Source organism: Rhizorhapis sp. SPR117, from assembly GCF_021742065.1.
Genome location: NZ_JAKKIE010000042.1, coordinates 1 through 22,665 on the forward strand (window position 1 = coordinate 1; position 22,665 = coordinate 22,665).

Below are 22,665 nucleotides of genomic sequence, written 5' to 3' on the forward strand. Positions count from 1 at the left end.
CCGACCTAGCATTGTTCATCTCCTCAAAGAGGCGTGAATCAATGAGGTGGATTACAGTTCCGGGTGACTAGGTCGAAAATATAGGGAAGACACGCCGGACCATAACCCTGCCCAGCCAAAGGAATGTCAAGGCTCTTGATAGGCAGCGTCAAAAGCGGCTCATATAAGAGATGATAAATCTCCTTGCCGAGCGCCTCAATTTTCTTTTGGTTCGCTGCCGCAAATGCCACCCAATAGTTATGGCCGGTTCCACCGCGCAGTATTGCCCGTGCTGCAAGCGCAGTTGGGGACCGTCTGGCACTCAAAATTCGCCTCTCGGTAGGGTCGATTTTTGTTCCACCTTGATTGATCCTAAAGAACGCTTTTTCGGCCTTGTCATGGTCTGCATGTTTGATCCACTGGACCGGGATTTCCTGCCATCCTATCCGGGATGAGCGGGCGGCAATGTCAACCCGAGCGCTGTTAGGGTCGTCTATTGCAACGAGATGGGCCTGATAAGAGCCGACAGATGCATTTACCAACTCTCTTGTTTTCTGGGCTTTTTTGGCCTGCTCATCAGGGATGGCATTTTGGAAAAAGCGGCGTGATTCATCTCCATCGCCGTAATCGTTCTGCACCCATGCAATAAGGGCGCTAAGGCGATGCGCGCCATCAATCACAAAGACGCTCACGCCAGCGCGCCACAAGATTAAGGCAGGAATTAAATCCCGCTTAGCAAACGTCGTAATCAGATCAGCTACCTGTTCTGGACTCCAGTTTGCGGTTTCTCTTTGGAAATCAGGTTTTCGTAATGCGGGATAAAGTAAACCGTTTCTAGCCAATTGCATAATAGGCAAAGAGGCGATGTCTTCTCCCTCTTCTCCCGGTGCAGCCAAGTCGGCACGTGGAATCAATGCATCTAGATTTACGACGTTCGTCTTAGCTGCCATTTCGGCACCCCCTATACTCTTCAAGGATGCTCACTTAGCATTCTCATTCGGGCTTGGGGAGCCTTGGGACACTAAAGTGTAATAACGCGCCCTTCCTTACTTGGTACTTATCCCCTTCGCATACGTGAATCACAGAATCGGCATATGGTACAAATAGCAATCCGAAATTCGGCATTTGGAATTATGACTCTGCAATGTTCTGATGTTATGCACGAAACCCTTCAATCGGGGGGAGATCGTGATGCAACACGATACGGAGTTTTCAGTACGTTATCTCACAGATGGTCCGGTTCCAATTCGGGATATAATCGAAAGTTTGCGTGGGATAGAAACGCTTCTTCAAGAGGCGTCGCGATTTCTCCCGTCCGTTGTGGACGGCCTGGAAGTTCAGCGCATAGAACTCAAAGTGCGAGAAATCGCACAAGAGAGTCCATTACGGGAATTAATTTGCGCGTCGATATTCTTCGGGTTTCAGGCGCAGTTGGAAGACGAAGTGCCCAATTTAATTACTGACGCGACAGGCTTTGTAGTACCGGATCGGTTTGACACGGTTGTTACCGTTCTGGCGCTCATACTCGTGTTTTATGGGGCCGGAGCAATTAAGGATTTGGTGTTTGGCTCGGGGCCTGATGGAGCCGCCGAAAAGCAATTGAAAGGTTTGATTGAGGAATTGGCCTTTGAAACCGGGAAAAGCCCCAAAAACATCAAGGACGCTCTAGAAAAAAGATATGGCGACAAGGTGTTATGGAAGCGCCTTGCCAGCGCGACGTCACGGTTCTTTATGCCAAGCAAGAGGCAAGAGAACGCACCGATGGAAGTCAATAATCATTATTTTAATCAGGAAACTATCAAGGATATACCGGCTGAATATCTTGTAGATCACGAAGCGGATAATCACCCTGCTAGGAACTTCCCAAACGCGCTGCTTGAAATTCACGCCCAAGATAAGGATCATTCCGGTCGTGGGTGGGCGGCAATTGTAGAGGGAATCTCAGATAAGAGGATTCGCTTAAAATTGATGGACGAAGTCAGTTCGTCAGAAATTTGGGGTCACGATCGTGTACGTGGTAACATAACGATTGTGTATGACCGTATAGGAACCGAAATGGTCCCTAAGGAAGTGCATCTGCATGATGTGACAGGATTTTTATGACGACCCTCAAGCAAGCCCGTGAAAAGGGCAAACTGGACGAGTTCATCAAGGAACATGAGGGTGACGCCAAGGGCGACGCCGATAAGGTCAATCGCACCTTGAAGGCAATGGCCCAAAAGTCGAAAGCAACTCGGAAAGCATCGTCTCGCCGCAACCCCGACGATTGAACCGATATTCCGCTTCCTTGGCGTATTTCCACAGGTGCTTGCCTGAAACGTGAATGTGCGTGCCGTTGATCGACCGCTTTAGCTGCGACCAGAAACCTTCAATGCCGTTGGTCGAAACACCGCTCTTGCTGACATATTCGCCAAGGCTGTGATTGACCGTCTTGTGCCAGTAGCCTTTGCCGACATACTCCAGACCGTCATAGCTGATAAATTCATCGGTATGGATTTCAGAGTGTGACTTTACATGGCTGATAATCGCGCCCTGTAGTGTTGCGCGGCTGCGATTGGCGATAACCTTGGTCATAACGTCGCCGTTGCGTTCCATCATGCCTACAATCGCCGTCTTGTTGCCTTTGTAACCCATGCCTTTGCCGCTGACTTCGCCGCCGATGTAGGTTTCATCGACTTCAACCGTCTTGAATACGCCGCCAAGGGGTTCTTCGCCGTCCACATCGGCCATATGCTCGCGGATCAGGTGCGCCATGCGCCATGCCGTCTTGTAGGTGACGCCAAGCTGACGCTCCAGTTCCTTCGCCGCCACGCCGTTGCGGGTCGTGGTGAACAGGTAGATCGCATAAAACCACATTTGCAGCGGCGTGCGGGTCTTTTCGAACGGGGTGCCAACAGTTGGGTGCAGGTGATGGCCGCACCATTGGCAGGAATAGGCGCGTTCAGCCTTGATCCGATACCAGTTCGAAGGGCGCTCACATGAAGGGCATTCGAAGCCCTGACCGAAACGGATTTCAAACAGGTGGTTCAGACAGCTTTCGTCATTGGGAAACTGCTTGAAAAACTGTGCGATTGTTTGGGGCTTCTTGCTCATAACCCATTATATACGTCATTTGGTTACGTATGGCAAGGGGATAAGTACCCCTTACTTGACGGGGCGCGATTCGTTTCCTATACGTTCACTGTCCGTTCCAGAGTTAGGGGTCCGCCATGTTGACGTCCAAGCAACATGAATTGCTTTGCTTCATTCATCATAAGCTGGAGGAAACCGGCGTTTCGCCTTCGTTTGAGGAAATGAAGGAAGCGCTCGACCTTAAATCCAAATCGGGCATTCATCGTCTGATCAATGCGCTTGAGGAGCGACAGTTTATTCGTCGCCTGCCTAACCGTGCCCGCGCTTTGGAAGTGATCAAACTGCCGGAGGGAATGGACGCGGCGAAGGGGGCTGTAGCAAGCATTCCGTCAAAAATGCCGATGCCGCACATTCCGATCGCGGCGAATGACGTCATTGAAATTCCATTACATGGACGGATTGCGGCTGGTGTGCCCATAGAGGCGCTGGAGGGTCATACTATGTTGTCCGTTCCCTCTGCCCTGCTCGGATCGGGCGAGCATTATGCGCTGGAAGTCGCCGGGGATTCGATGCTGGAAGCGGGCATTCTTGATGGCGATTTCGCGCTGATCCAGCGTACTGAGGTCGCGCGTGATGGTCAGATCGTCGTGGCATTGATTGAGGACAGCGAAGCAACTCTCAAATATTTCCATCGGGAGGGGCATAAGGTGCGCCTTGACCCGGCTAATAGCGCTTATCAGCCACAGGTGTACGACGCATCGCAGGTGCAGATTCAGGGTAAGCTGGCTGGATTGATCCGGCGCTATAATTAGGTTTTTTATTGATTGATCGCCGGTGGCGAACCCAAGGATGTTCGTCGTCTGGGTCCATAGCGGTGTCGATGTGCTGTTGCGTTAAGTGGATAGCAACGCCGCCATGGCGTTGCAGGAATGGCCGGTCGAATTTCATCCATCGAGGGATGCAGCTTCTGGGCAAGCGACGGTCACTGATCACAATGTCGGCTTGACTGCATTCTGCATTGAATTGGGCTATGGGCACGAAATAGTTGGTCCGGGTGGCAAGAATACGCCAGGTTCGGTTGCCGACATTCATATCGATGGCACAAAGATCCGCACTGCATTGTGCGTTGCTGCTTTCTTCAATAGTAGCGAGATCGCCTTCGAACCCCGCGCTTTCGGACAGCGTATCACGTACATAATCCCCTGCCCTGCTCCGTAATATCGCCAGCCCTCCATTGGGTGTCCGCACCGCCAGATGACGGCCATCGCCAGTGACAAGCAGGTCCGGTGAGGGCGAAAACGCCATGATGACCAGACCAATCGCCACGGGGCACAGGCCATAATACCGTGCGCGGCTACGCCAAAGGCTTACCCATAGGCCACCAGCGACAACCAGGCCAAAAGCCCATCCGGGAAAAGTGGGCAGCATGGCAACCGCGCCGGGCCGTGTCGAAACGAAGTGAGCAAGACCAAGAAGCATGTTCAGGGCGTGCCCCACCACCCACCAGACCGGAGCGCCCAGCCCCACAATGTCGCAGGCCAATGCCAATGCCTCAAACGGCATGATGACAAAGGTTGTCAGCGGGATAGCGACAATATTGGCAAATGCGCCAAACAGTCCGGTTTTGTGGAAATGATAGAGGGCAATCGGCGACAAAGTGATTTCTACGGCAACACCTGTCAGGAACAGTGCCAGCAACGCACGATTAAATCGGGCAAATCTGCCCTCCTGCTCGCGCCGTTCAACCAACTTTCGGAATCCGCGATGTTCATGCAAAGCAATGATGGCGATAACAGCGGCAAAGCTGAGCTGAAAACTGGGTCCCACCAGCGTTTCGGGCCAGAACAGCATGACGAAGATCGCGCCGGTTGCGACCAGTCGCAATGTGATCGCGTCCCGCCCCAATGCAAGACCGCCCAACACCAGAATTGCCGCGATGCAAGATCGGATGGTTGGCACCTCGGCTCCGGTGAGCAATGTATAGCCGACCCCCGCGCTCGCGCCGGCCCCTGCGGCAATCAGCAGCAAGGGCCAGCGCAGGGCCAGTTTCGGGCTGAGCGCCAACAGGCGAAAGACGACGAAGATGACAGCGCCGACAAGTGCGCTGACATGCAGGCCGCTGATCGACAGCAGATGCGCAAGGCCGCTGCGCCGCATCGCTTCGGCGTCCTCGTCGCTGATTGCGCCTCGATCGCCCGTTGCAAGCGTTGCCGCAATGGCACCGGCTCCACCCGGCAATTGTTGCTGTATATGGCCGGACAGTCTTTGCCGGAATGTCGGTTCATTGCTGCCAACAGGCGTGGCAATCAGGCGGATAGGCTGCACCGCCCTGCCCGTCGCACCAATGCCGTCGAACCATGCCCGCTGCGAAAAATCATAGGCTCCCGGCAATGCCGGAGGCGCCGGGGGCATCAAACGACTGCGCAGTGAAATCGCGCTACCTTTCACCAAACCAGCGGGCACGTCCTTTTCCGCCATATTGACCCTTAGCACAGGCGGCAGATCAGGACGATCAACGGGCCTTAACCGTACCCGAACCAGTCCTCGTGCAGGGAGGGGTTCCAGACGCGATACAACGCCGGTAAATTGGGTAAATACGGGACGCTCCAATACCGGCTGCGCCACCAACGCCGACTTCGCCCAGACAAGACTGCATCCGGCCGCCGCCAATAGCCCCGCCGCCAAAATGATTCGTCCCGATCGCGTCCCGATCGGCAACAGCAAACCAAGCATCGCAAGGCCAAGGCAGGCCAATATCCATGCCACCCATGCCAAAGCATCAGGTAACGAAAACCACGCAATAATGCCCAGGCCCAACCCCACGGGCGTCCACAAAGCAATATTATCGCGTTCGTTTTCCAGCCAGCGTTCTTGCCCGTTCAACAATAGTGTAATACGCGCGACGACGACTTCCCATGAGGAGGTTTGTCGTGGCTGAAAAGCCATGCTAGGGGCGTCACCGGTCATTCTGGCCTGTTATCCCCGGATGTATTGAGACTGGATAGCGTTAAGCCAGACATATTGAGGAATTAGTGCGTGAGCGCAACGATTGAGAATGGGAACGAAAATAAGGGCGTAGTGACGCGCTTTGCCCCTTCTCCTACAGGCTATCTGCACATCGGCGGCGCGCGCACGGCATTGTTCAACTGGCTTTATGCCCGTCATCATGGTGGACGCTTCCTGCTGCGCATTGAGGATACGGATCGCGCGCGATCGACGGCACCTGCTATTGAGGCTATTATGGACGGCCTGGAGTGGTTGGGGCTACAGGGCGATGAGGCGCCTGTGTTTCAGTCGGCTCGCGCTGACCGCCATGCCGAAGTTGCGAATCAATTGCTGACGCAGGGCAAAGCTTATCGCTGTTATGCAACAGCGCACGAACTGGAAGAAATGCGTGAGCAGCAGCGGGCCGCAAAACAGCCGCTGCGTTACGATCGCCGCTGGCGTGACCGCGATCCGGCGGATGCACCGGAAGGCGCGCCCTACGTCATCCGCCTGAAAGCTCCATTGGATGGTGCAACGGTCATTCCCGATAGAGTGCAAGGTGACGTCACCGTGCAAAATGCGGAAATCGACGATTTCGTTCTGCTGCGTTCCGATGGAACCCCTACCTACATGCTGTCGGTCGTCGTGGACGATCAGGACATGGGCATCACCCATGTCATTCGCGGCGATGATCATCTGAACAATGCTTTTCGTCAGGTTGCATTGATCCGCGCGATGGGCTGGCCAGAGCCGGTTTATGCCCATGTGCCATTGATCCATGGAAGCGACGGAGCCAAGCTGTCCAAACGGCATGGGGCGATGGGGGTGGATGCCTATCGTGACGAATTGGGGCTGCTACCCGAAGCGGTGTGCAATTATCTGCTGCGTCTGGGTTGGGGCCATGGCGATGAGGAAATCATTTCGCGCGATCGGGCTGTTGCGCTTTTCGAACTGGACGGAGTTGGCCGATCGCCTTCCCGTTTCGACCTGAAAAAACTCGAAAACCTCAATGGTCATTATATTCGTGAAGCTGACGACGCCCGGCTTGCCGCACTGGTCGCACCACGCGTGGCACAGCTTTTGAACATTGCGATCAGCGAAGAACAAGCGGCACTTTTGACGCGCGCGATGGATGCGCTGAAGCCCAGAGCTAAGAATCTCAAGGAGTTAGCGGAAAGCGCGACGTTCCTTTTCAAAAAATGCCCGCTTGATCTCGACGAAAAGGCCTCAAGCCTGCTAGATGACGCTGGCCGAGCACTATTGGGAAAAACCCGTGCAGCGCTTTTGGACATTCAGGACTGGTCCATAGCGCAGCTTGAAGAAAAAGTGCGGACCGTGGCAGAGGACGCCGAAATTGGCCTTGGCAAGGTAGCCCAACCATTGCGTGCGGCATTGACGGGACGGACTACTTCGCCTGGGATTTTCGACGTTCTCTTTCTCCTCGGGAAAGAAGAATCAATGGCACGCTTGTCGGACGCGGAGATCGCGACCGCAGGCTGACGAATAACAAAGGAGAAAAAAATGGGTGAACGCAGCGCCACGCTGAAAATCGGAGAGAAGGCAGAGGATTATGCGATCCTGTCCGGCTCGGTCGGGCCTGATGTGCTCGACATAAGAAAACTTTATGCCGATACGGGCATGTTCACCTATGACCCCGGTTTTACGTCAACCGCCAGTTGCGATTCGGGTCTGACCTATATTGATGGCGACAAGGGCGTACTGCTCCACCGCGGTTATCCAATTGAGCAGCTCGCCGAAAAAAGCAGCTTCATGGAAGTCAGCTATTTGCTGCTGCGTGGCGAACTGCCGACCCAGGCACAGCTTGATGAATTCACCTATACAATTTCACGCCACACCATGGTGCATGAGCAGCTTTCCACCTTTTATCGTGGTTTCCGCCGTGACGCGCATCCGATGGCGATCATGTGCGGCGTGGTGGGTGCGCTTTCGTCCTTCTATCATGATTCGACCGATATCAACGATCCCAAGCAGCGTATGATCGCCAGCCATCGGCTGATTGCGAAAATGCCGACCATCGCTGCGATGGCGTATAAATATTCGATCGGTCAGCCCTTCCTCTATCCGCAGAATAACCTCAGCTATACCGGCAATTTCCTTCGCATGACCTTTGGCGTTCCGGCCGAAGAATATGTGGTCGATCCGGTCATCGAAGATGCGATGGACAAGATTTTCATCCTTCATGCCGACCATGAACAGAACGCTTCGACATCAACGGTCCGTCTGGCCGGATCATCGGGGGCCAACCCCTTTGCGTGCATTGCAGCTGGCATAGCCTGCCTGTGGGGTCCAGCGCATGGTGGCGCCAATGAAGCGGCGCTCAACATGCTTCGCGAAATTGGCACCGTTGACAGAATCCCGGAATACATCGCCCGCGCCAAGGACAAAGACGATCCCTTCCGCCTGATGGGATTTGGTCATCGCGTGTACAAAAATTACGATCCACGCGCCAAGGTGATGCAGAAAACGGCGAACGAAGTGCTTGCCAAACTGGGGGTTTCCGATCCTATTTTCGATGTTGCGCGCGAGCTGGAGCAAATTGCGCTCAACGATCCGTATTTCATCGAAAAGAAGCTGTATCCCAATGTGGACTTCTATAGCGGCGTGATCCTGTCGGCGATCGGTTTCCCGACCGACATGTTCACGGTGCTGTTCGCGCTCGCCCGCACCGTTGGCTGGGTTGCGCAATGGAACGAGATGATTTCCGATCCCGCTCAGCGCATCGGCCGTCCCCGTCAGCTCTATACAGGGCCGGCGTCACGCGACTATCCATCCATGAATGAGCGCTGACGCCAAGGCAGGCTGATTGAAAGACAAGAAAACGGCGTCCATGGGGCGCCGTTTTCTTGTGGGTCATGCTTTGCGGACAGGAAGGCTCAAAATGAAACGCGCACCCTGTCCAGGGGCGCTTTCAACGGTAACATCACCATGCATTGCGCGGGCAAGCCGCCGGGAAATATAAAGGCCCAGGCCGCTCCCACCTGCTTCATCCCTGCCAAGCCGTTCGAATTTGTCGAAAACCTTTTCCTGATCCTCGATGGCGATGCCACGCCCCTGATCCGCGACGATAATCCTGGCCCATTCATCATCCTGTTCCGTCCGGACCCAGACCATCGAATCTTCCGGCGAATAACGGATGGCGTTGCCAACCAGATTGACCATGATCTGTAATGCACGTCGAAACTCGCCGGTCGCGGGCAAGGACTCATCTGGGTCGGGCGCATCGATGCGAATTTTTCTGTCCGAAGCTTTAACCGCCAGCAATCCTGCCGTGCGACGCGCAATATCGGCAAGGTCGATGTCCTCCTGGACGGGGTTGAAATCGGGACGCTCTATCGCCTGTAAATCGGCCAAATCATCTACCAGTTCCATCAAATGCCGACCGGCTGCTGCGATATCGCTGGCGTAATTGGCATAATCCCGGCGCAATGGACCCTGTAACTGACCACTGATCGTATCGGCATTGGCAATGATCCGGCCAAGCGGTTTGCGCAGGGCGCGATCGAGGCGCTGACCGAATATGTGCATATAGGCACTTTGCTGGGCGCTTCCATTGTCCCGTGTAACCGCCGCGACTACGGCCGCCTTGCCGCGATAGCCCACAAGCCCGCCTTGCGTGTCGAAAATTGGGAAGCCCGACAATATATAACGTTCATCGGGCCGGTCGCGTACTGCCGCGTGCTGATCGAGAAAGGGCGCGCGTTCCGCCATTGCCTTCAATATCGGAAAGTCCTGGTCAGCCCCTTCCTCCAGCTTGAAGAAATCGGTCAACAACGTGCCGGCATCAGGCCAGCTTTCATCGACGGCAGCAGCTGCAATGCGCGGCATCGCCAGAAAGCGCAAATTCTTGTCGACACGCCAGTTCCATCCATCGGCGGCACGCACCAGATCGGATTGACGCTCTTGCTCCACTACAGGATTAGGCGCCTTGACGGCCCGTTCCTTCCAATCGACGATGCTCAGGCTGACCTGACCGTTTTCGGGCCGGGCGCGAACCCACATGTCTATGTCGACATCTTCATCAGCCGCGATCACCGGTCGCGAAATCAGCGTATCAAGACGCATGGCCAAACGCGCCAGCGTAGCCAGTTGCGGAATGGCTAGCGGACCACCCTCAACCCCGCCAGCGCGCAGATGCAGACCCAATAGCGCCGCATCGGCAGCCACGAGTTCACCTTGCGCATTGATAGTGGCGTGAATCGCGGCCTGGCTCGCTGGCAGTGCACTCATTTGGCGTTTCGTCCAGGCAGACCCACACCATAAAGCATCGCTGCCTTATCACGATATACCTGCGGCATAACGACGGCGGCGGCGTCCTTTTCGGCCTGTTCAGCAGTCAGCGTTCCATAATGACGGGCCAGCTCGATCAGGCGCGAATCCAGCAGGTCGCCACGGATCATCTGCAGATCCAGCAACACCCGGCTTGCCTCTTCTCCCGCCATGTCCTGCCTGCGCATGACGGCAAGCAACAGTTCGGGATCTTCACTGCACAGCAATGCGAAAAGGCGTTCCAACGGAACATTCTGCTCCAGAGAAATAAACGCCATCAACAACAGGTAACGCCGTTGTCGCAAAGCCTGGCTGAGCGCTTCTCGTGGATCGCGTTTCGCACGAATCATTCGCGCCAGTTTCATGGCCAGCGCAAAGGGACCCTTTTCTTCATCATATTGACGCAGCATTCGGCCGGCGACCTCTGCCAGCAAAGTGTCGATCTTGCGCGCGGACGCGATTCCGGTCCGGGCCAGCGAACCAGCCAGGATCGCCGCAATCGTCCAGACAAGCTCGCTATAGATTTCGGCAGGAACATCCGCACGAACCAATACATATTCCTGATCAGGTTCCGCCCAGCGGTTTTCAGTCAGGAACAATGCCAGAGCCGTGTCCGCGATATCCCGAACCGGGTCATCCAGCAGCCAGGAAAGATCCGGGCCGACATCGCCTTCGGCATCGATGTTGCCGCCTTTACGCGCCAATATCGCTATACTGGAGCGATCGCGCATATGAGCGACAAGTTCAGGTCCGGCAAGTTCGGGATGAAGCTGAATTGCACGCCAGCTATAGCCATGCCCCAGCGTATCGACGGCATCGGGTAACAGTGAGGCAATATTGGCCGCTTTTGCCCGAAGATCAAAAAGCATGCCGGTTTCAACCGTAGTGACGCACCCTTCCAGATGACGGCGCATCTCCGTCACCATGGCGTCGGGCATTTTCTGATCATTGGCACGAAACAGATCGGTCAGGTCCAGCATATGCCGCGACAGATGCGCCGCGTCGTGTCCACCGGGCGCAAAAACGCCGCTGGAACGGGAGGATCGTCCTCCATCCGGCTGATGGTTGCTGGCGGTCATGGCTTCACTGTATGGCCGTGTGGTTAATTTGCCCTAAACCGCAGGGCACAAATCACAAAGAATGAATGTCTTTTGTTGGAATGCCCGTCTGCGGATTATCCGCTACTGGCCGGGCAAGAACGATCATGGCCACGCTCGCCAGCGCAAACAGGGTGGTGACGGCAAAACCGAGGTCCAGCATTCCGGCGAACCTGAATAAAAGCAGCAGTATCAATGCGGTGCCCAGGCTGCATATCATCCAGGCCCGCATGTGCAGAGCCTTGCCCGTTCTAACCGAGAGTTCAACGATCGTGATCGACGCGGCCAGATAAAGGCCCGTAAATAGGCCGCTGACTTGATTAACCTGCCCATGCATACCCAGCAGGATCAGTCCCAGCAAAGCCAATACGGGGCATATCAGGTCGCGCCATCCCGACTGTTCACGTCGTCTCGCACTTTTCGCCATGCCGACTGCGACAGTATCAACCACAAGGCCCAGGATGAAGAACAACAGCGCGGGCCATGTCAGCCCGAAGCTTGCGATGACCAGCCCTGTCGCCGAAAGTGCAAAGGCGCCGGTTCGCAAGGGAACAGGCGGCACTTGCCGCCGTAACAGCGCCGGGATCGCCCAGTCGACCAGCGGCACAAAAAGATACTGCTCCACCCATCCAAAGCCACTGGCCGGAATCGAGCCTGTCGTCAGAGAATGCCGTTCGGCTGCATCAGCCGTCGTCTGAGACCCGACAAGAATGATTTCGCCTTTGAACAGCGCCTCGTCATTTACTATCACGCGAGCAGGGTCTGTCTGCACCGCATGCCGCAAGAGTGTCGATTGGAAATCCCAGTCCGCCAGAACATCCAGCGTATCGAGCGTATCCATCATATGCCGGAAATTAAGGCGCGCGAGGCCGGCCCAACGATGTTGCGCATCGATCCGTTCAAATTCCGGTTCCGTCACGCGATCATTGACGACCAGAAGGACAGGCGCCGCGCGTCGCGCAATCTCTGCGTACCAGGATTGTGCCGCGATAATGCCATCCCCGATCAACAGGATGTCGCTATCGGGCGGAATGGTCTGGCGTAATTCAGCGGCGCTGCGGACCAGCGAGACATTGATGCCGTCCGCGGTCAAACGATCAACCGATCGTGACAATGCAGCGGAAATAGCGCTGACATGAATCGAAATATGCCCTGCGCCAGCCTCTGCCGCCTGTCGCGCCTGATATTCCACCAGCGTTTGCCCGGCATAAATCAGGGTTGCGCGTAGCGCCCCATCATCGTGGTCACCATGATCCTGGCTGACAGTGGCGCTTGCAGAAATGACAGCCGCAAAAGGCAAGACGCATCCCCGGTCAATGGTCGACAAAGGCTGTCTCTTCGCAACCCACAGGTGGGATTGCAAGCTTTTCAGGCCGTATATGTCAGTAGATCAAGCGATTTCGAAACCCGCGATAGCCGATTTCAATTTACGCAGCATCGCCGGGTCGCCCGAAACGCTCCGCGCGGCCTCTTCGGCCAGACTCATCAAACCAACCACGCCGAAACTGGCCGCCAACCCCTTTAGCCGCCAGGCAGCAATTTGCCAGTTGGCGTCGCAACGCGCGCGATTAAGCAGGTCCATCTGTCGTTGCGCGCTTTCCAGAAAAGCATAGCGCAAGTCCGCGACCAGTGCGGGGTCGTCCCCAACTGCCGCGGCCAGCGCGGCATCCAAAGCTCCAGGATCATAGGACATTTCATAGCATTATCATCGCTGGGGTTAATGAAGCGTTGCGAAATCTCCGGTTTCCGATCGCGTAAAACATGGTACACAGTCCATCATGTCCGGAGATACAAAAATCGTCGGCCTCTGGCGCGACAAACAAAAGCCCGATCACGCGGCTATGCGCGCGGAAGCTATGAGCGAAAGCACAGAAACAGCAGTTGAAACCGTGCAGGAAGAGCTTCTTGCTGAAGGCATTGCAGACGATGATTCGTTTGAGGTTCCCTCAAGGCTGCCACTGCTGATTCGCTTGTCCGCCATTGCGGCAGCGCTGGGCTGGCTGATATTCTACGGCTGGTTCCTGCTGGGTACAGGCTTTGCCTCGCCAAGCCTTGCCGACATTCCCGCCATTGTAACGACAGCCTCTGTTCCGCTTATCCTGATCGCGCTTGCCTATCTGCTTACCATGCGTAACAGCCGATCGGAGATGCGCCGCTATGGGGACGCCGCAAATCTTCTGCGCAACGAAAGCCAACAGCTGGAAATCAGAATGGCGGCTATGCGCGAGCAATTGACCGCGGCGCGCGGCGAATTGGCCGAACAGGCACGCCTGTTGCAGGAATTCGGTTTGAATTCAGCGGCGCTGATGCGGGATTCGGCCAGTGAACTGATCGGCCAGATGCAATTGGCAGAGGAAAAATCGCAGGGTCTCGAACAAGCTGGGTCGGTTCTTACGGCCAATTTGACGGTACTGAACGACAGGTTGCCCCGCGCAGAGGCTCAGGTCGCCGCCGTTGCGCGCGAAATCAGTGCCAGTGGCGCAACCGCGCTTGAACAGGCAACATTGATGCAGGTCGAGTTGGAAGCGATCGCATCGCTTACCGAACGAACGAAGAGCGAAACGCTGGGCGCCACACAGCTTCTGTCCGGCCAATTGCAGCATTTGCAGGAATCGACCAGGGCCGTGACGGGCGAGATCGATGACATGACGATTCTGGCGACCGAAAGGATCGACGCCGCATTGGAGCGGGCACGCGAAGGCGTGGACACGAGTCGCAAGGGACTTGATGCTCAAGCTGAAGCCCTTGGTCTGATGATCGACCAGTCGCGTGCAGCGATTTCATCCATAGGAACAGATGCGACCGAAGGTTTTTCGAACAATATTGCGCAGATCGAGATACAGTTGCACGAAATCAATGGATTGTTGCAGGATCAAACGGGCGTTGCAGGGCATCTGACCGAAGGCCTGGAATCAAGCTTGACGGGGCTTTCGGAACGCTTCGCTACGTTGGAAAGCGATGGAATCGCACGCAATCAGCGCTTGAGCGAAGCCATGGCTACGCTTGCACAGGAAGCGGAGCGGATGGAACGCGCCCTCGCTGGTGGTAATGAGACGGCAGATGGGTTGATCAGTCGATCCGAATCCCTGTTACTGGCTCTGGATTCCAGTGCGCGTGAACTGGACGAAACCTTGCCATTGGCGCTCGGTCGCCTCGACGAGCGGATGGACAAGAGTTTGGCAATTCTGGCCAGCGCATCACCCGATGCCGAAAAACTGGAAGCCGTTACCGACGCCATATTGGGCCGGGTACACGAAGCCGAAGAGATGATCCGAACGCAGGCGGTAGCGTTAAAGGAATGGCTGGCAAGCGCAGAGGCGCAGTTGGTCACCAATCGGATCGAGGTGGAAAAACTGGGCAACGCCATTGCAGGCGCAGACGTGCAGGCGGGGCAGTTGGCCGATCAATCCGGGCCAAAACTGATCGAGGCTCTGTTGCGGGTCAAGGATACTGCCGAACAAGCCGCAGAACGAGCCCGGCAGGCACTGGCAAAGACAATACCAGAGGCTGCAGATGCGTTGGGCAAGGCCAGCCAGAAAGCGCTTGAGGATGCGGTTGCCCAGAAGGTAGCGGCTCAGATGGAACAGATCGCCACCGTGGCCGAATCGGCACTGGCGGCGGCGCATCAGGCGACGGACCGGCTGATGCGGCAAATGTTGACCATCGCAGATACCAGCGCGAGCGTTGAACGGCGCATAGACGATGCCCGTCAAGAGGCAGAAGAACGCGACAAGGATAATTTTGCTCGTCGTGTCGCCGTACTGATCGAAGCCCTGAACAGCACAGCCATCGATGTCGGTAAAATCCTGTCCAATGAAGTCGCGGATTCCAGTTGGGCGGCTTACCTGAAAGGGGATCGCGGCGTTTTCACCCGTCGGGCCGTAAAGTTGCTCGATGGTGGCGAAGCGCGCGAAATTGCGCATCATTACGATCAGGACGCGGATTTCCGTGAATATGTGAACCGTTATATCCATGACTTTGAAGCGATGCTGCGGCAGATTTTGGCAACCCGTGACGGCAGTGCATTGGCTGTGACGCTGCTTTCGTCCGATATGGGCAAGCTCTACGTTGCGCTGGCCCAGGCGATTGAACGGTTGAGGGGTTAGACCGAACGGGGATCATGCCACTTCAGGAAATCAATTTTGATGGACTGATCGGACCCACCCATAATTATGCGGGTCTTAGCCCCGGCAATCTTGCATCGGCTCTTAATGCCGGGAAAATCGCCTTTCCTCGTGCCGCCGCCCTGCAGGGTATAGCCAAGATGCAGGCCAATCTGGCGCTGGGCCTGACACAGGGGCTGTTTCTTCCACAAGACCGTCCGGACCAGGAATGGTTGGAACAACTGGGTGAAAACCTGACTGATGCCGAACCGCATATGCGTGCCGCCGCATGGTCCGCTTCATCCATGTGGGCGGCCAATGCCGCCACGGTTTCTCCCGCGCCGGATACCAAAGATGGCAAATGCCATCTGACGGTTGCCAACCTGATGACCATGCCGCACCGAAGCCATGAATGGTCCGGAACGCTCAAGCAGCTCCAAATCGCCTTCGCTGCAGCAAGTTTCCGCGTACATGGGCCGATTCTCCCTCCTTTCGGCGATGAGGGTGCAGCCAATCATATACGGCTCTGCCACGGGCATGGAACGGCAGGCATCGAAATATTCGTTTATGGCAAAAACGGCGGGGCCTATCCCGTGCGCCAACATATCGAAGCGGGAAAGGCTATATCCCGCATTCATGGTCTCGATCCGGCCCGAACGCTTTTCGTCCAGCAGTCGGAAAAGGCAATCGCGGCAGGCGCATTTCATAATGATGTTGTTGCTGTCGCCAATGAGCATGTCCTTTTCGCACATGAACTGGCTTTCGCTGACAAGGGCAGCTTCTATGTCGCGCTGCGCACTCTGTTGCCGCAAATCGAAATCATTGAAGTCCCAGCCAAGGCCGTCAGTCTTGCCGATGCGGTCAAAAGCTATCTCTTCAATGCCCAGCTCGTCAGCTTGCCTGATGGAGGCATGGCGCTGATCCTGCCAACCGAGGCGCAGGACACGCCCGCTGTCTGGAACTGGCTTGGCGAGATGGTGAAGGGCAACGGCCCGATACGCCGGCTTATCCCCGTCGATGTGCGTCAATCCATGGCCAATGGCGGCGGTCCCGCTTGTCTGCGCCTGCGTGTCGTTGCTGATCCCGCCGATATCGATCCGCGTTTCCTTGCCGATAGGGAAAAGCTGGATGGAATCGCAATACTCGTCGATCGCTATTGGCCTGAACAGATCGCACCGGCTGATCTTGAGAATCCCGCGCTTATCGCCATAGTTCGACAAGCCCGCAAGGCATTGATCGATCACCTTGATCTTGCGCGCGATCTTTCCGGAACCAGCGACTGAAAGCCGTGGGCTCAGGTGTCGGTTAAATTGACATTTAACCATTTCTTCACTTCGTTATGTGGCTAAAATCCGGGTTTGGCACATGAATTGCTTGAGAATTTCCATGTGGAAAAAGTTCAAACGATTATTCGTGATCAAAACCAAATTTGAGGCTTTTCTCATCATTTATGCCCTTGCCCTTGGTGCGACCGAGCGCGGGGTGGTCTATATGCATCAATATCCCGGTTTCGGCGGCATCCTTCTGGCACTCGCCTGCACGGGTGCGGTTTTCATGGCTGGTGGCAAAATTCTCGACGCAGTTGAAATGCGCTCCTATTGGGAGGATTGAATTCCGGTGCGGGGCAATCGACCGTCATGAGCTGCTGCCTGTAATATTCAGTACATCGGCTTGCCGGGCAACAATTTCCGTCAACCAGTCATTGAACAGGCTAACCCGCGCCAGGTTGCGGACATCCTGGTGGATTGCGATCCAAAAGGCTCTGCGAAGGATGAAATCGGGGAGCACCCGCTGTAATTTCCTGTCCTGTCCGCCGATGAAGTCCGGCAATATCGCCAGCCCGGCTCCGGACTGACACATACGCTGTTGTGCGTTGATACTGGAACTGCGCAAAGATGCATCAACGCCGGGCAGTAGCTCGGACAGATAGTCAAGTTCCGGTGCGTATATCTGATCGGGAATATAACCGATGATACGGTGCCCGCCGAGTGAGTCGCGACGAACGACACCACCTGCGGATTCGAGATAGTCGTGCGATCCATAGAGGCCCAGGCTATATTCGGTCAGCTTGCGTGCCAGCAGCGGCCCCTTGCGTGGCCGGGCGAGCAGGATCGCGATATCCGTTTCCCGCTTGCCCGGATTCAAAAAGCCGCTGCTGGCCGTCAGATCAATGGTGATCGCCGGATATTGGTCGGCAAATTCGTGCAAATGGCGAGCGATAATCCAGGTTCCAAAGCCCTCTGACGCACTGATCCGTAATATGCCGGATGGTCCGCCATCGCCACCACTGCCCTCGCTGATGGCGCTTGCGCATCGATCCATGTCTTCCGCTCGCGTTAACAGCGCCCTGCCCGCCGCCGTCAGCTTTTGGCCATCGCGGTCCTGTTCAAACAACACCTGGCCAAGGTCAGCCTCAAGCCGTCTGACACGCCGCGATACAGTCGTGGGATCTGCGCGAAGGGTCGGCGCCGCTCGACCGATCTGGCCCGCCCGTGCCACCGACAAGAAAAAACGCAGATCGTCCCAGTTCATTCACCTGCAATAATGCAGGCACATCCTGCAAGTCAAACCATTGTGCCGCTGTGGGTCCGCCCTGTATACACGTCAGAAATCAGGATATGAGGACAGCGGAATGCGCATCGTTGAACATTTTATCGCCGGTGGTTCACAGTCGGGCGGCACCCGGACCAGTGACATTTTCGATCCCAACAATGGTGTCGTCCAAGCGCAGGTCAGGTTGGGCACCAAGGCTGAACTTGATCGCGCCGTTGAAGTGGCGAAGGCTGCGCAGCCCGCATGGGCCGCGACCAATCCGCAACGCCGCGCCCGCATCATGTTCAAATTCAAGGAACTGGTCGAAAAGAACATGGCCGATCTCGCCTTCCTCCTCTCTTCGGAACATGGCAAGGTCATTGCGGACGCCCAGGGCGACATTCAGCGCGGGCTGGAGGTTATCGAATTCTGCTGCGGCATTCCGCATGTCCTGAAGGGCGAATACACTCAGGGTGCAGGCCCCGGCATCGATGTCTATTCCATGCGGCAGCCACTGGGAATCGGTGCGGGCATTACGCCATTCAACTTTCCCGGCATGATTCCTCTATGGATGTCCGGCGTCGCTATCGCCACGGGCAACGCATTCATCCTGAAACCCTCGGAACGCGACCCGTCCGTGCCAGTACGTCTGGCAGAACTGTTCAAGGAAGCGGGACTTCCTGACGGTATCCTGCAGGTTGTGCAGGGCGACAAGGAAATGGTCGACGCTATCCTGGACCATCCCGATATCAAGGGTGTCAGCTTCGTCGGTTCGTCAGACATCGCCCATTATGTCTATCGACGCGGTGTTGAAGCGGGCAAGCGCGTGCAGGCCATGGGCGGCGCGAAAAATCACGGCATTGTCATGCCCGACGCCGATCTGGACCAGGTGGTGAATGATCTGTCCGGCGCCGCTTTCGGTTCGGCTGGCGAACGCTGTATGGCTTTGCCGGTCGTCACACCGGTTGGCGAAAAAACGGCCATTGCATTGCGCGAAAAGCTGATCCCGGCAATCAATGCGCTGCGCGTAGGCATTTCCACCGACAATGAAGCGCATTACGGCCCCGTCGTTACCGCTGCGCATAAAGCCAAGGTCGAAGCCTGGATCACCAAGGGTGTGGAAGAAGGCGCGGAACTGGTCATCGACGGCCGCGGCTTTACCTTGCAGGGTCATGAAAACGGCTTCTTTGTCGGCCCGACCCTGTTCGATCATGTCACTCCCGATATGGAAAGCTACAAGGAAGAAATTTTCGGTCCGGTCCTGCAAATGGTCCGCGCCGAAAGCTTTGAGGAAGCGCTGGCTCTGCCGTCAAAGCATCAATATGGTAACGGCGTTGCCATATTCACTCGCAATGGCCATGCCGCCCGCGAATTCGCCGCGCGGGTCGATGTCGGTATGGTCGGCATCAATGTTCCCATCCCCGTACCGGTCGCCTATCATACCTTTGGCGGCTGGAAACGTTCGGCCTTTGGCGACACCAACCAGCACGGCATGGAAGGCGTCAAGTTCTGGACGAAGATGAAGACCATAACCCAACGTTGGCCGGATGGATCGGTCACCGGAGAGAATGCCTTCGTCATCCCTACAATGGCCTGATAAGGTCTTGCCATGACCAGTCAGTTCGACCTAACGGATGATCAGCGCGCCATTCAGGATATGGCGCGCAAGTTCACCGCCGACGCCATAACGCCCTATGCGGCAGAATGGGACGAAAAGCATATTTTCCCCCGCGACACCATTCGCTCTACGGCGGAATTGGGCTTTGGCGGCATTTATGTCTCGGAAGAAGCCGGTGGCATTGGGCTGGGGCGGCTTGAAGCGGCGATCGTCATGGAAGCGATGGCTTATGGCTGTCCATCCACCAGTGCCTTCATTTCCATTCACAACATGTCCGCCTGGATGATCGACCGCTTCGGGACGCAAGCTGTAAAGAATAAGTATCTCCCCGCACTGACGACCATGGAAAAGTTGGGAAGCTATTGCCTGACCGAAGCGGGCGCAGGATCGGATGCTGCTGCGCTCAAGACAAAGGCTGTCAAGGACGGCGACGATTATATCGTCACGGGTTCCAAACAGTTCATTTCTGGCGGTGGAGAGAATGAAGTCTATGTGGTCATGGTTCGTACCGGTGAAGACGGACCCAAGGGCATAAGCTGCCTGATCATCGAAAAGGACATGCCCGGCGTCAGTTTCGGTGCCCCGGAAAAAAAACTGGGTTGGCATTCGCAACCAACAGCACAAGTGAATTTTGACGGCGTTCGTGTTCCTGTTGAAAATCTTGTCGGCGCAGAGGGCGATGGTTTCAAGATCGCCATGATGGGTCTCGACGGCGGTCGACTCAATATTGGAGCTTGTTCGCTGGGTGGTGCACAACGATGCCTGGACGAAGCGGTGAACTATACAAAGGATCGGAAGCAGTTCGGCCAAGCCATAGCGGATTTTCAGGCAACACAGTTCACGTTGGCGGACATGGAAACCGAATTGCAGGCCGCCCGCACCCTCCTCTATGCGGCCGCTGTGAAGGTGACGGAGAATGCACCAGACAAGACACGCTTTGCCGCCATGGCAAAACGCCTTGCCACCGACACCGGGTCGTCCGTTGTGGATCGCGCTTTGCAACTTCACGGTGGCTATGGCTATTTGCAGGACTATCCGATCGAACGTTTCTGGCGCGATTTACGCGTTCATTCGATTTTAGAGGGCACTAATCAGGTGATGCGGATGATCGTTGCAAGGGACATGCTGCGCCAATGACCGATGAAGTGCTGATTTCACGCGATGGCAATATAGGGCGGATACGTCTGAACCGGCCAAAGGCCATCCATGCGCTGACGCCCGCTATGTGTGAAGCAATCATTGCGGCCTTGCTCAACTGGCGCAGCGACGGCAGCATCGCGGCGGTGACGATAGATCATGCCGAAGGGCGCGGCTTTTGCGCAGGCGGTGACATTGCCCTTATCGCCAACAGTGCCAAGTCGGATTGTGTGGAAGCAGAGCATTTCTTCTTCACCGAATATCGCATGAACCATCTGCTGTTCGTTTATGAAAAGCCCATTATGGCCTTTATCGACGGCATCACCATGGGCGGCGGGGTCGGTATCTCCCTGCCCGCGCGTTATCGCGTGGCTACGGAACGAACACTGTTCGCCATGCCCGAAACCGGGATCGGCCTATTTCCCGATGTGGGCGGAGGCTGGTTTCTGCCACGCTTGCCGGGTCGAATCGGTGCATGGTTGGCGACGACCGGCGGGCGGATCGACGGCGCGGATTGCAAGGCGATAGGCATTGCCACCCATTATATTCCATCTGAAATCCTTAAAGACGTAAAGACGAAAATCATTGCCGATCCAGCAGCAGTCGAATCTCTGCTGAACAATGCAGGCACATCCCCGCCTCCATCGAAACTGGAAGGGCTGCGCGCAGACATCGATCGGCTTTTTGCTTACGACCGATATGAGGACATTCTTGCGGCTCTCAAGGCCGACGGGAGCGAGTGGGCAGAAAAACAACTTTCCGTTCTTGCCACGAAATCGCCGCAGACGATCAAGGTGGCATTGCGTCAATTGGCGACTGGCGCAAATCTAGCCGATTTTACCGATAATATGCGCATGGAATATCGCCTTGCCTGCCATGTCATCCGTCGCCCGGATTTCATTGAGGGCGTTCGCGCGGTGATTGTCGACAAGGATAATTCGCCCAAATGGGTCCCCTCGACGCCGGAAGCTGTTACCGATGCTCTTGTTGATTCTCTCTTTTCCGCGCTGCCTGCGGATAAGGAGTGGTCACCCTTACCCGAATTGACGCCAGCATTGGGAGCTTAAACCATGGCCTATGAAACCATCCTTGTCGAAAAGCGTGATGCAGTCACCCTGATCACGCTCAACCGTCCGCAGGCGTTGAATGCGCTGAACAGTCAGGTGTTGACCGATCTGATCGCTGCTTTTGCTTCCTATGATGCAGATGAAAGTCAGCGCTGTGCCGTGATCACCGGCAGTGAAAAGGCCTTTGCCGCTGGCGCCGATATCAAGGAGATGCAGGACAAGGGTTTTGCCGATATGTACCGCGCCGACTGGTTCGCTGATTGGACCAGCAAGGTCGTCGCCACCCGTAAGCCGTGGATTGCGGCGGTCGCGGGTTATGCGCTTGGCGGTGGCTGCGAACTGGCCATGATGGCGGATTTCATCATTGCCGCCGACACCGCCAAATTCGGCCAGCCCGAAATCAAGTTGGGCGTTGCGCCCGGCATGGGTGGGTCGCAACGGCTTACGCGTGCGGTCGGCAAGGCAAAGGCGATGGAAATGTGCCTGACCGGGCGGATGATGGACGCCATAGAGGCTGAGCGTGCCAGTCTGGTTGCCCGGATTGTTCCCGCCGCGGATTTGCTGGAAGACGCACTTAAGACTGCGGCTGCCATTGCGGCCATGCCGCCGCTCGCTGCCATGGTGAACAAGGAAATGGTCAATCTCGCCTTCGAAACCGGCTTGCTTCAGGGCATTTATACAGAACGCCGCCTGTTTCAGGGCCTCGCCGCCACGCAGGACAAGATGGAAGGCATGGCTGCTTTCGTCGAAAAGCGTGCGGGCGTGTGGAAAGGCCGGTAAATTCAACT

Annotated in this window: 19 protein-coding genes; 11 read left to right on the plus strand and 8 right to left on the minus strand. The window is 56.0% G+C overall.

All coding sequences use genetic code 11. From position 1 onward, the window contains the following. Positions 1 to 38: 38 nt before the first annotated feature. On the minus strand, positions 39 to 929 hold the full coding sequence (locus L3X40_RS15290; RefSeq protein WP_237366367.1) for a DUF262 domain-containing protein: 891 nt from the start codon (positions 927 to 929) through the stop codon (positions 39 to 41). A gap of 241 nt (positions 930 to 1,170) precedes the next feature. Here L3X40_RS15290 and L3X40_RS15295 point away from each other — a divergent pair, with 241 nt between their 5' ends. Further along, positions 1,171 to 2,082 carry a hypothetical protein gene (locus L3X40_RS15295; protein WP_237366368.1) on the plus strand — a complete coding sequence of 304 codons (912 nt, stop codon included), beginning with the start codon at positions 1,171 to 1,173 and terminating at the stop codon, positions 2,080 to 2,082. Between the two features lie 87 nt (positions 2,083 to 2,169). Here L3X40_RS15295 and L3X40_RS15300 read toward each other — a convergent pair whose 3' ends face one another. Continuing rightward, entirely contained in the window at positions 2,170 to 3,072 is a 903-nt protein-coding gene (locus tag L3X40_RS15300) for an IS1595 family transposase (protein WP_237366369.1), read from the minus strand. A gap of 116 nt (positions 3,073 to 3,188) precedes the next feature. Between L3X40_RS15300 and lexA the strand changes: the two genes are divergently transcribed. After that, a complete protein-coding gene (gene lexA, locus L3X40_RS15305) occupies positions 3,189 to 3,863 on the plus strand; it encodes a transcriptional repressor LexA (RefSeq protein ID WP_237366370.1) in 675 nt (224 codons plus the stop codon). Here lexA and L3X40_RS15310 read toward each other — a convergent pair. Further along, entirely contained in the window at positions 3,775 to 6,018 is a 2,244-nt protein-coding gene (locus L3X40_RS15310) for a ComEC/Rec2 family competence protein (RefSeq protein ID WP_237366371.1), read from the minus strand. The two genes, lexA and L3X40_RS15310, sit on opposite strands and share 89 nt — an antisense overlap. A gap of 69 nt (positions 6,019 to 6,087) precedes the next feature. Between L3X40_RS15310 and gltX the strand changes: the two genes are divergently transcribed. Both gltX and L3X40_RS15320 read left to right on the plus strand, forming a co-directional pair. Further along, a complete protein-coding gene (gene gltX, locus L3X40_RS15315; RefSeq protein WP_237366372.1) occupies positions 6,088 to 7,536 on the plus strand; it encodes a glutamate--tRNA ligase in 1,449 nt (482 codons plus the stop codon). A 21-nt stretch (positions 7,537 to 7,557) separates the two neighbouring features. Then, entirely contained in the window at positions 7,558 to 8,844 is a 1,287-nt protein-coding gene (locus L3X40_RS15320; RefSeq protein WP_237366373.1) for a citrate synthase, read from the plus strand. Positions 8,845 to 8,907: 63 nt separating this feature from the next. Here the strand turns inward: L3X40_RS15320 and L3X40_RS15325 are convergent, their stop codons facing one another. From L3X40_RS15325 to L3X40_RS15340, 4 genes are all read right to left on the minus strand, one after another. After that, positions 8,908 to 10,284 (minus strand): sensor histidine kinase, encoded by a 1,377-nt coding sequence (locus L3X40_RS15325; RefSeq protein WP_237366374.1) that lies wholly within the window; start codon positions 10,282 to 10,284, stop codon positions 8,908 to 8,910. Then, positions 10,281 to 11,402, minus strand: coding sequence for a DUF2336 domain-containing protein (locus L3X40_RS15330; protein WP_237366375.1), 1,122 nt, complete (start codon positions 11,400 to 11,402; stop codon positions 10,281 to 10,283). Before L3X40_RS15330 ends, L3X40_RS15325 begins: the two co-directional genes overlap by 4 nt. A 52-nt stretch (positions 11,403 to 11,454) precedes the next feature. Continuing rightward, positions 11,455 to 12,747, minus strand: a complete 1,293-nt coding sequence (locus L3X40_RS15335) for a hypothetical protein (protein ID WP_237366376.1) — start codon at positions 12,745 to 12,747, stop codon at positions 11,455 to 11,457. A gap of 63 nt (positions 12,748 to 12,810) precedes the next feature. Continuing rightward, positions 12,811 to 13,113 (minus strand): Hpt domain-containing protein, encoded by a 303-nt coding sequence (locus tag L3X40_RS15340; protein WP_237366377.1) that lies wholly within the window; start codon positions 13,111 to 13,113, stop codon positions 12,811 to 12,813. A gap of 163 nt (positions 13,114 to 13,276) precedes the next feature. On the opposite strand from L3X40_RS15340, the gene L3X40_RS15345 reads away from it, so the two are divergent. The 3 genes from L3X40_RS15345 to L3X40_RS15355 all read left to right on the plus strand — a co-directional run bounded on the left by L3X40_RS15345 (position 13,277) and on the right by L3X40_RS15355 (position 17,134). Next, complete coding sequence (locus L3X40_RS15345) at positions 13,277 to 15,526, plus strand: hypothetical protein (RefSeq protein ID WP_237366378.1); 2,250 nt, start codon at positions 13,277 to 13,279, stop codon at positions 15,524 to 15,526. Positions 15,527 to 15,540: 14 nt separating this feature from the next. Next, entirely contained in the window at positions 15,541 to 16,806 is a 1,266-nt protein-coding gene (locus L3X40_RS15350; protein WP_237366379.1) for an N-succinylarginine dihydrolase, read from the plus strand. Positions 16,807 to 16,909: 103 nt separating this feature from the next. Continuing rightward, positions 16,910 to 17,134, plus strand: a complete 225-nt coding sequence (locus tag L3X40_RS15355; RefSeq protein ID WP_237366380.1) for a hypothetical protein — start codon at positions 16,910 to 16,912, stop codon at positions 17,132 to 17,134. Positions 17,135 to 17,158: 24 nt separating this feature from the next. On the opposite strand, the gene L3X40_RS15360 is transcribed toward L3X40_RS15355, so the two are convergent. Beyond that, complete coding sequence (locus L3X40_RS15360) at positions 17,159 to 18,055, minus strand: LysR family transcriptional regulator (protein WP_237366381.1); 897 nt, start codon at positions 18,053 to 18,055, stop codon at positions 17,159 to 17,161. Between the two features lie 100 nt (positions 18,056 to 18,155). Between L3X40_RS15360 and L3X40_RS15365 the strand changes: the two genes are divergently transcribed. The 4 genes from L3X40_RS15365 to L3X40_RS15380 are packed head-to-tail and all read left to right on the plus strand — an operon-like array spanning position 18,156 to position 22,657. Beyond that, positions 18,156 to 19,652, plus strand: coding sequence for a CoA-acylating methylmalonate-semialdehyde dehydrogenase (locus L3X40_RS15365; protein ID WP_237366382.1), 1,497 nt, complete (start codon positions 18,156 to 18,158; stop codon positions 19,650 to 19,652). A gap of 12 nt (positions 19,653 to 19,664) precedes the next feature. Then, a complete protein-coding gene (locus tag L3X40_RS15370; RefSeq protein WP_237366383.1) occupies positions 19,665 to 20,810 on the plus strand; it encodes an acyl-CoA dehydrogenase family protein in 1,146 nt (381 codons plus the stop codon). Continuing rightward, complete coding sequence (locus L3X40_RS15375; protein WP_237366384.1) at positions 20,807 to 21,877, plus strand: enoyl-CoA hydratase/isomerase family protein; 1,071 nt, start codon at positions 20,807 to 20,809, stop codon at positions 21,875 to 21,877. The genes L3X40_RS15370 and L3X40_RS15375 overlap by 4 nt, the downstream gene beginning before the upstream one ends. Before the next feature lie 3 nt (positions 21,878 to 21,880). After that, positions 21,881 to 22,657: an enoyl-CoA hydratase-related protein gene (locus tag L3X40_RS15380; protein ID WP_237366385.1), complete on the plus strand. Its 777-nt coding sequence runs from the start codon at positions 21,881 to 21,883 to the stop codon at positions 22,655 to 22,657. Positions 22,658 to 22,665: the final 8 nt, after the last annotated feature.

Bases quoted from the DNA above. Each gene is read 5' to 3' on its own strand.
- L3X40_RS15290 (WP_237366367.1), bottom strand. From the start codon at position 929: ATGGCAGCTAAGACGAACGTCGTAAATCTAGATGCATTGATTCCACGT.
- L3X40_RS15295 (WP_237366368.1), top strand. From the start codon at position 1,171: ATGCAACACGATACGGAGTTTTCAGTACGTTATCTCACAGATGGTCCG.
- L3X40_RS15300 (WP_237366369.1), bottom strand. From the start codon at position 3,072: ATGAGCAAGAAGCCCCAAACAATCGCACAGTTTTTCAAGCAGTTTCCC.
- lexA (WP_237366370.1), top strand. From the start codon at position 3,189: ATGTTGACGTCCAAGCAACATGAATTGCTTTGCTTCATTCATCATAAG.
- L3X40_RS15310 (WP_237366371.1), bottom strand. From the start codon at position 6,018: ATGACCGGTGACGCCCCTAGCATGGCTTTTCAGCCACGACAAACCTCC.
- L3X40_RS15320 (WP_237366373.1), top strand. From the start codon at position 7,558: ATGGGTGAACGCAGCGCCACGCTGAAAATCGGAGAGAAGGCAGAGGAT.
- L3X40_RS15325 (WP_237366374.1), bottom strand. From the start codon at position 10,284: ATGAGTGCACTGCCAGCGAGCCAGGCCGCGATTCACGCCACTATCAAT.
- L3X40_RS15330 (WP_237366375.1), bottom strand. From the start codon at position 11,402: ATGACCGCCAGCAACCATCAGCCGGATGGAGGACGATCCTCCCGTTCC.
- L3X40_RS15340 (WP_237366377.1), bottom strand. From the start codon at position 13,113: ATGTCCTATGATCCTGGAGCTTTGGATGCCGCGCTGGCCGCGGCAGTT.
- L3X40_RS15345 (WP_237366378.1), top strand. From the start codon at position 13,277: ATGAGCGAAAGCACAGAAACAGCAGTTGAAACCGTGCAGGAAGAGCTT.
- L3X40_RS15350 (WP_237366379.1), top strand. From the start codon at position 15,541: ATGCCACTTCAGGAAATCAATTTTGATGGACTGATCGGACCCACCCAT.
- L3X40_RS15355 (WP_237366380.1), top strand. From the start codon at position 16,910: ATGTGGAAAAAGTTCAAACGATTATTCGTGATCAAAACCAAATTTGAG.
- L3X40_RS15360 (WP_237366381.1), bottom strand. From the start codon at position 18,055: ATGAACTGGGACGATCTGCGTTTTTTCTTGTCGGTGGCACGGGCGGGC.
- L3X40_RS15365 (WP_237366382.1), top strand. From the start codon at position 18,156: ATGCGCATCGTTGAACATTTTATCGCCGGTGGTTCACAGTCGGGCGGC.
- L3X40_RS15370 (WP_237366383.1), top strand. From the start codon at position 19,665: ATGACCAGTCAGTTCGACCTAACGGATGATCAGCGCGCCATTCAGGAT.
- L3X40_RS15375 (WP_237366384.1), top strand. From the start codon at position 20,807: ATGACCGATGAAGTGCTGATTTCACGCGATGGCAATATAGGGCGGATA.
- L3X40_RS15380 (WP_237366385.1), top strand. From the start codon at position 21,881: ATGGCCTATGAAACCATCCTTGTCGAAAAGCGTGATGCAGTCACCCTG.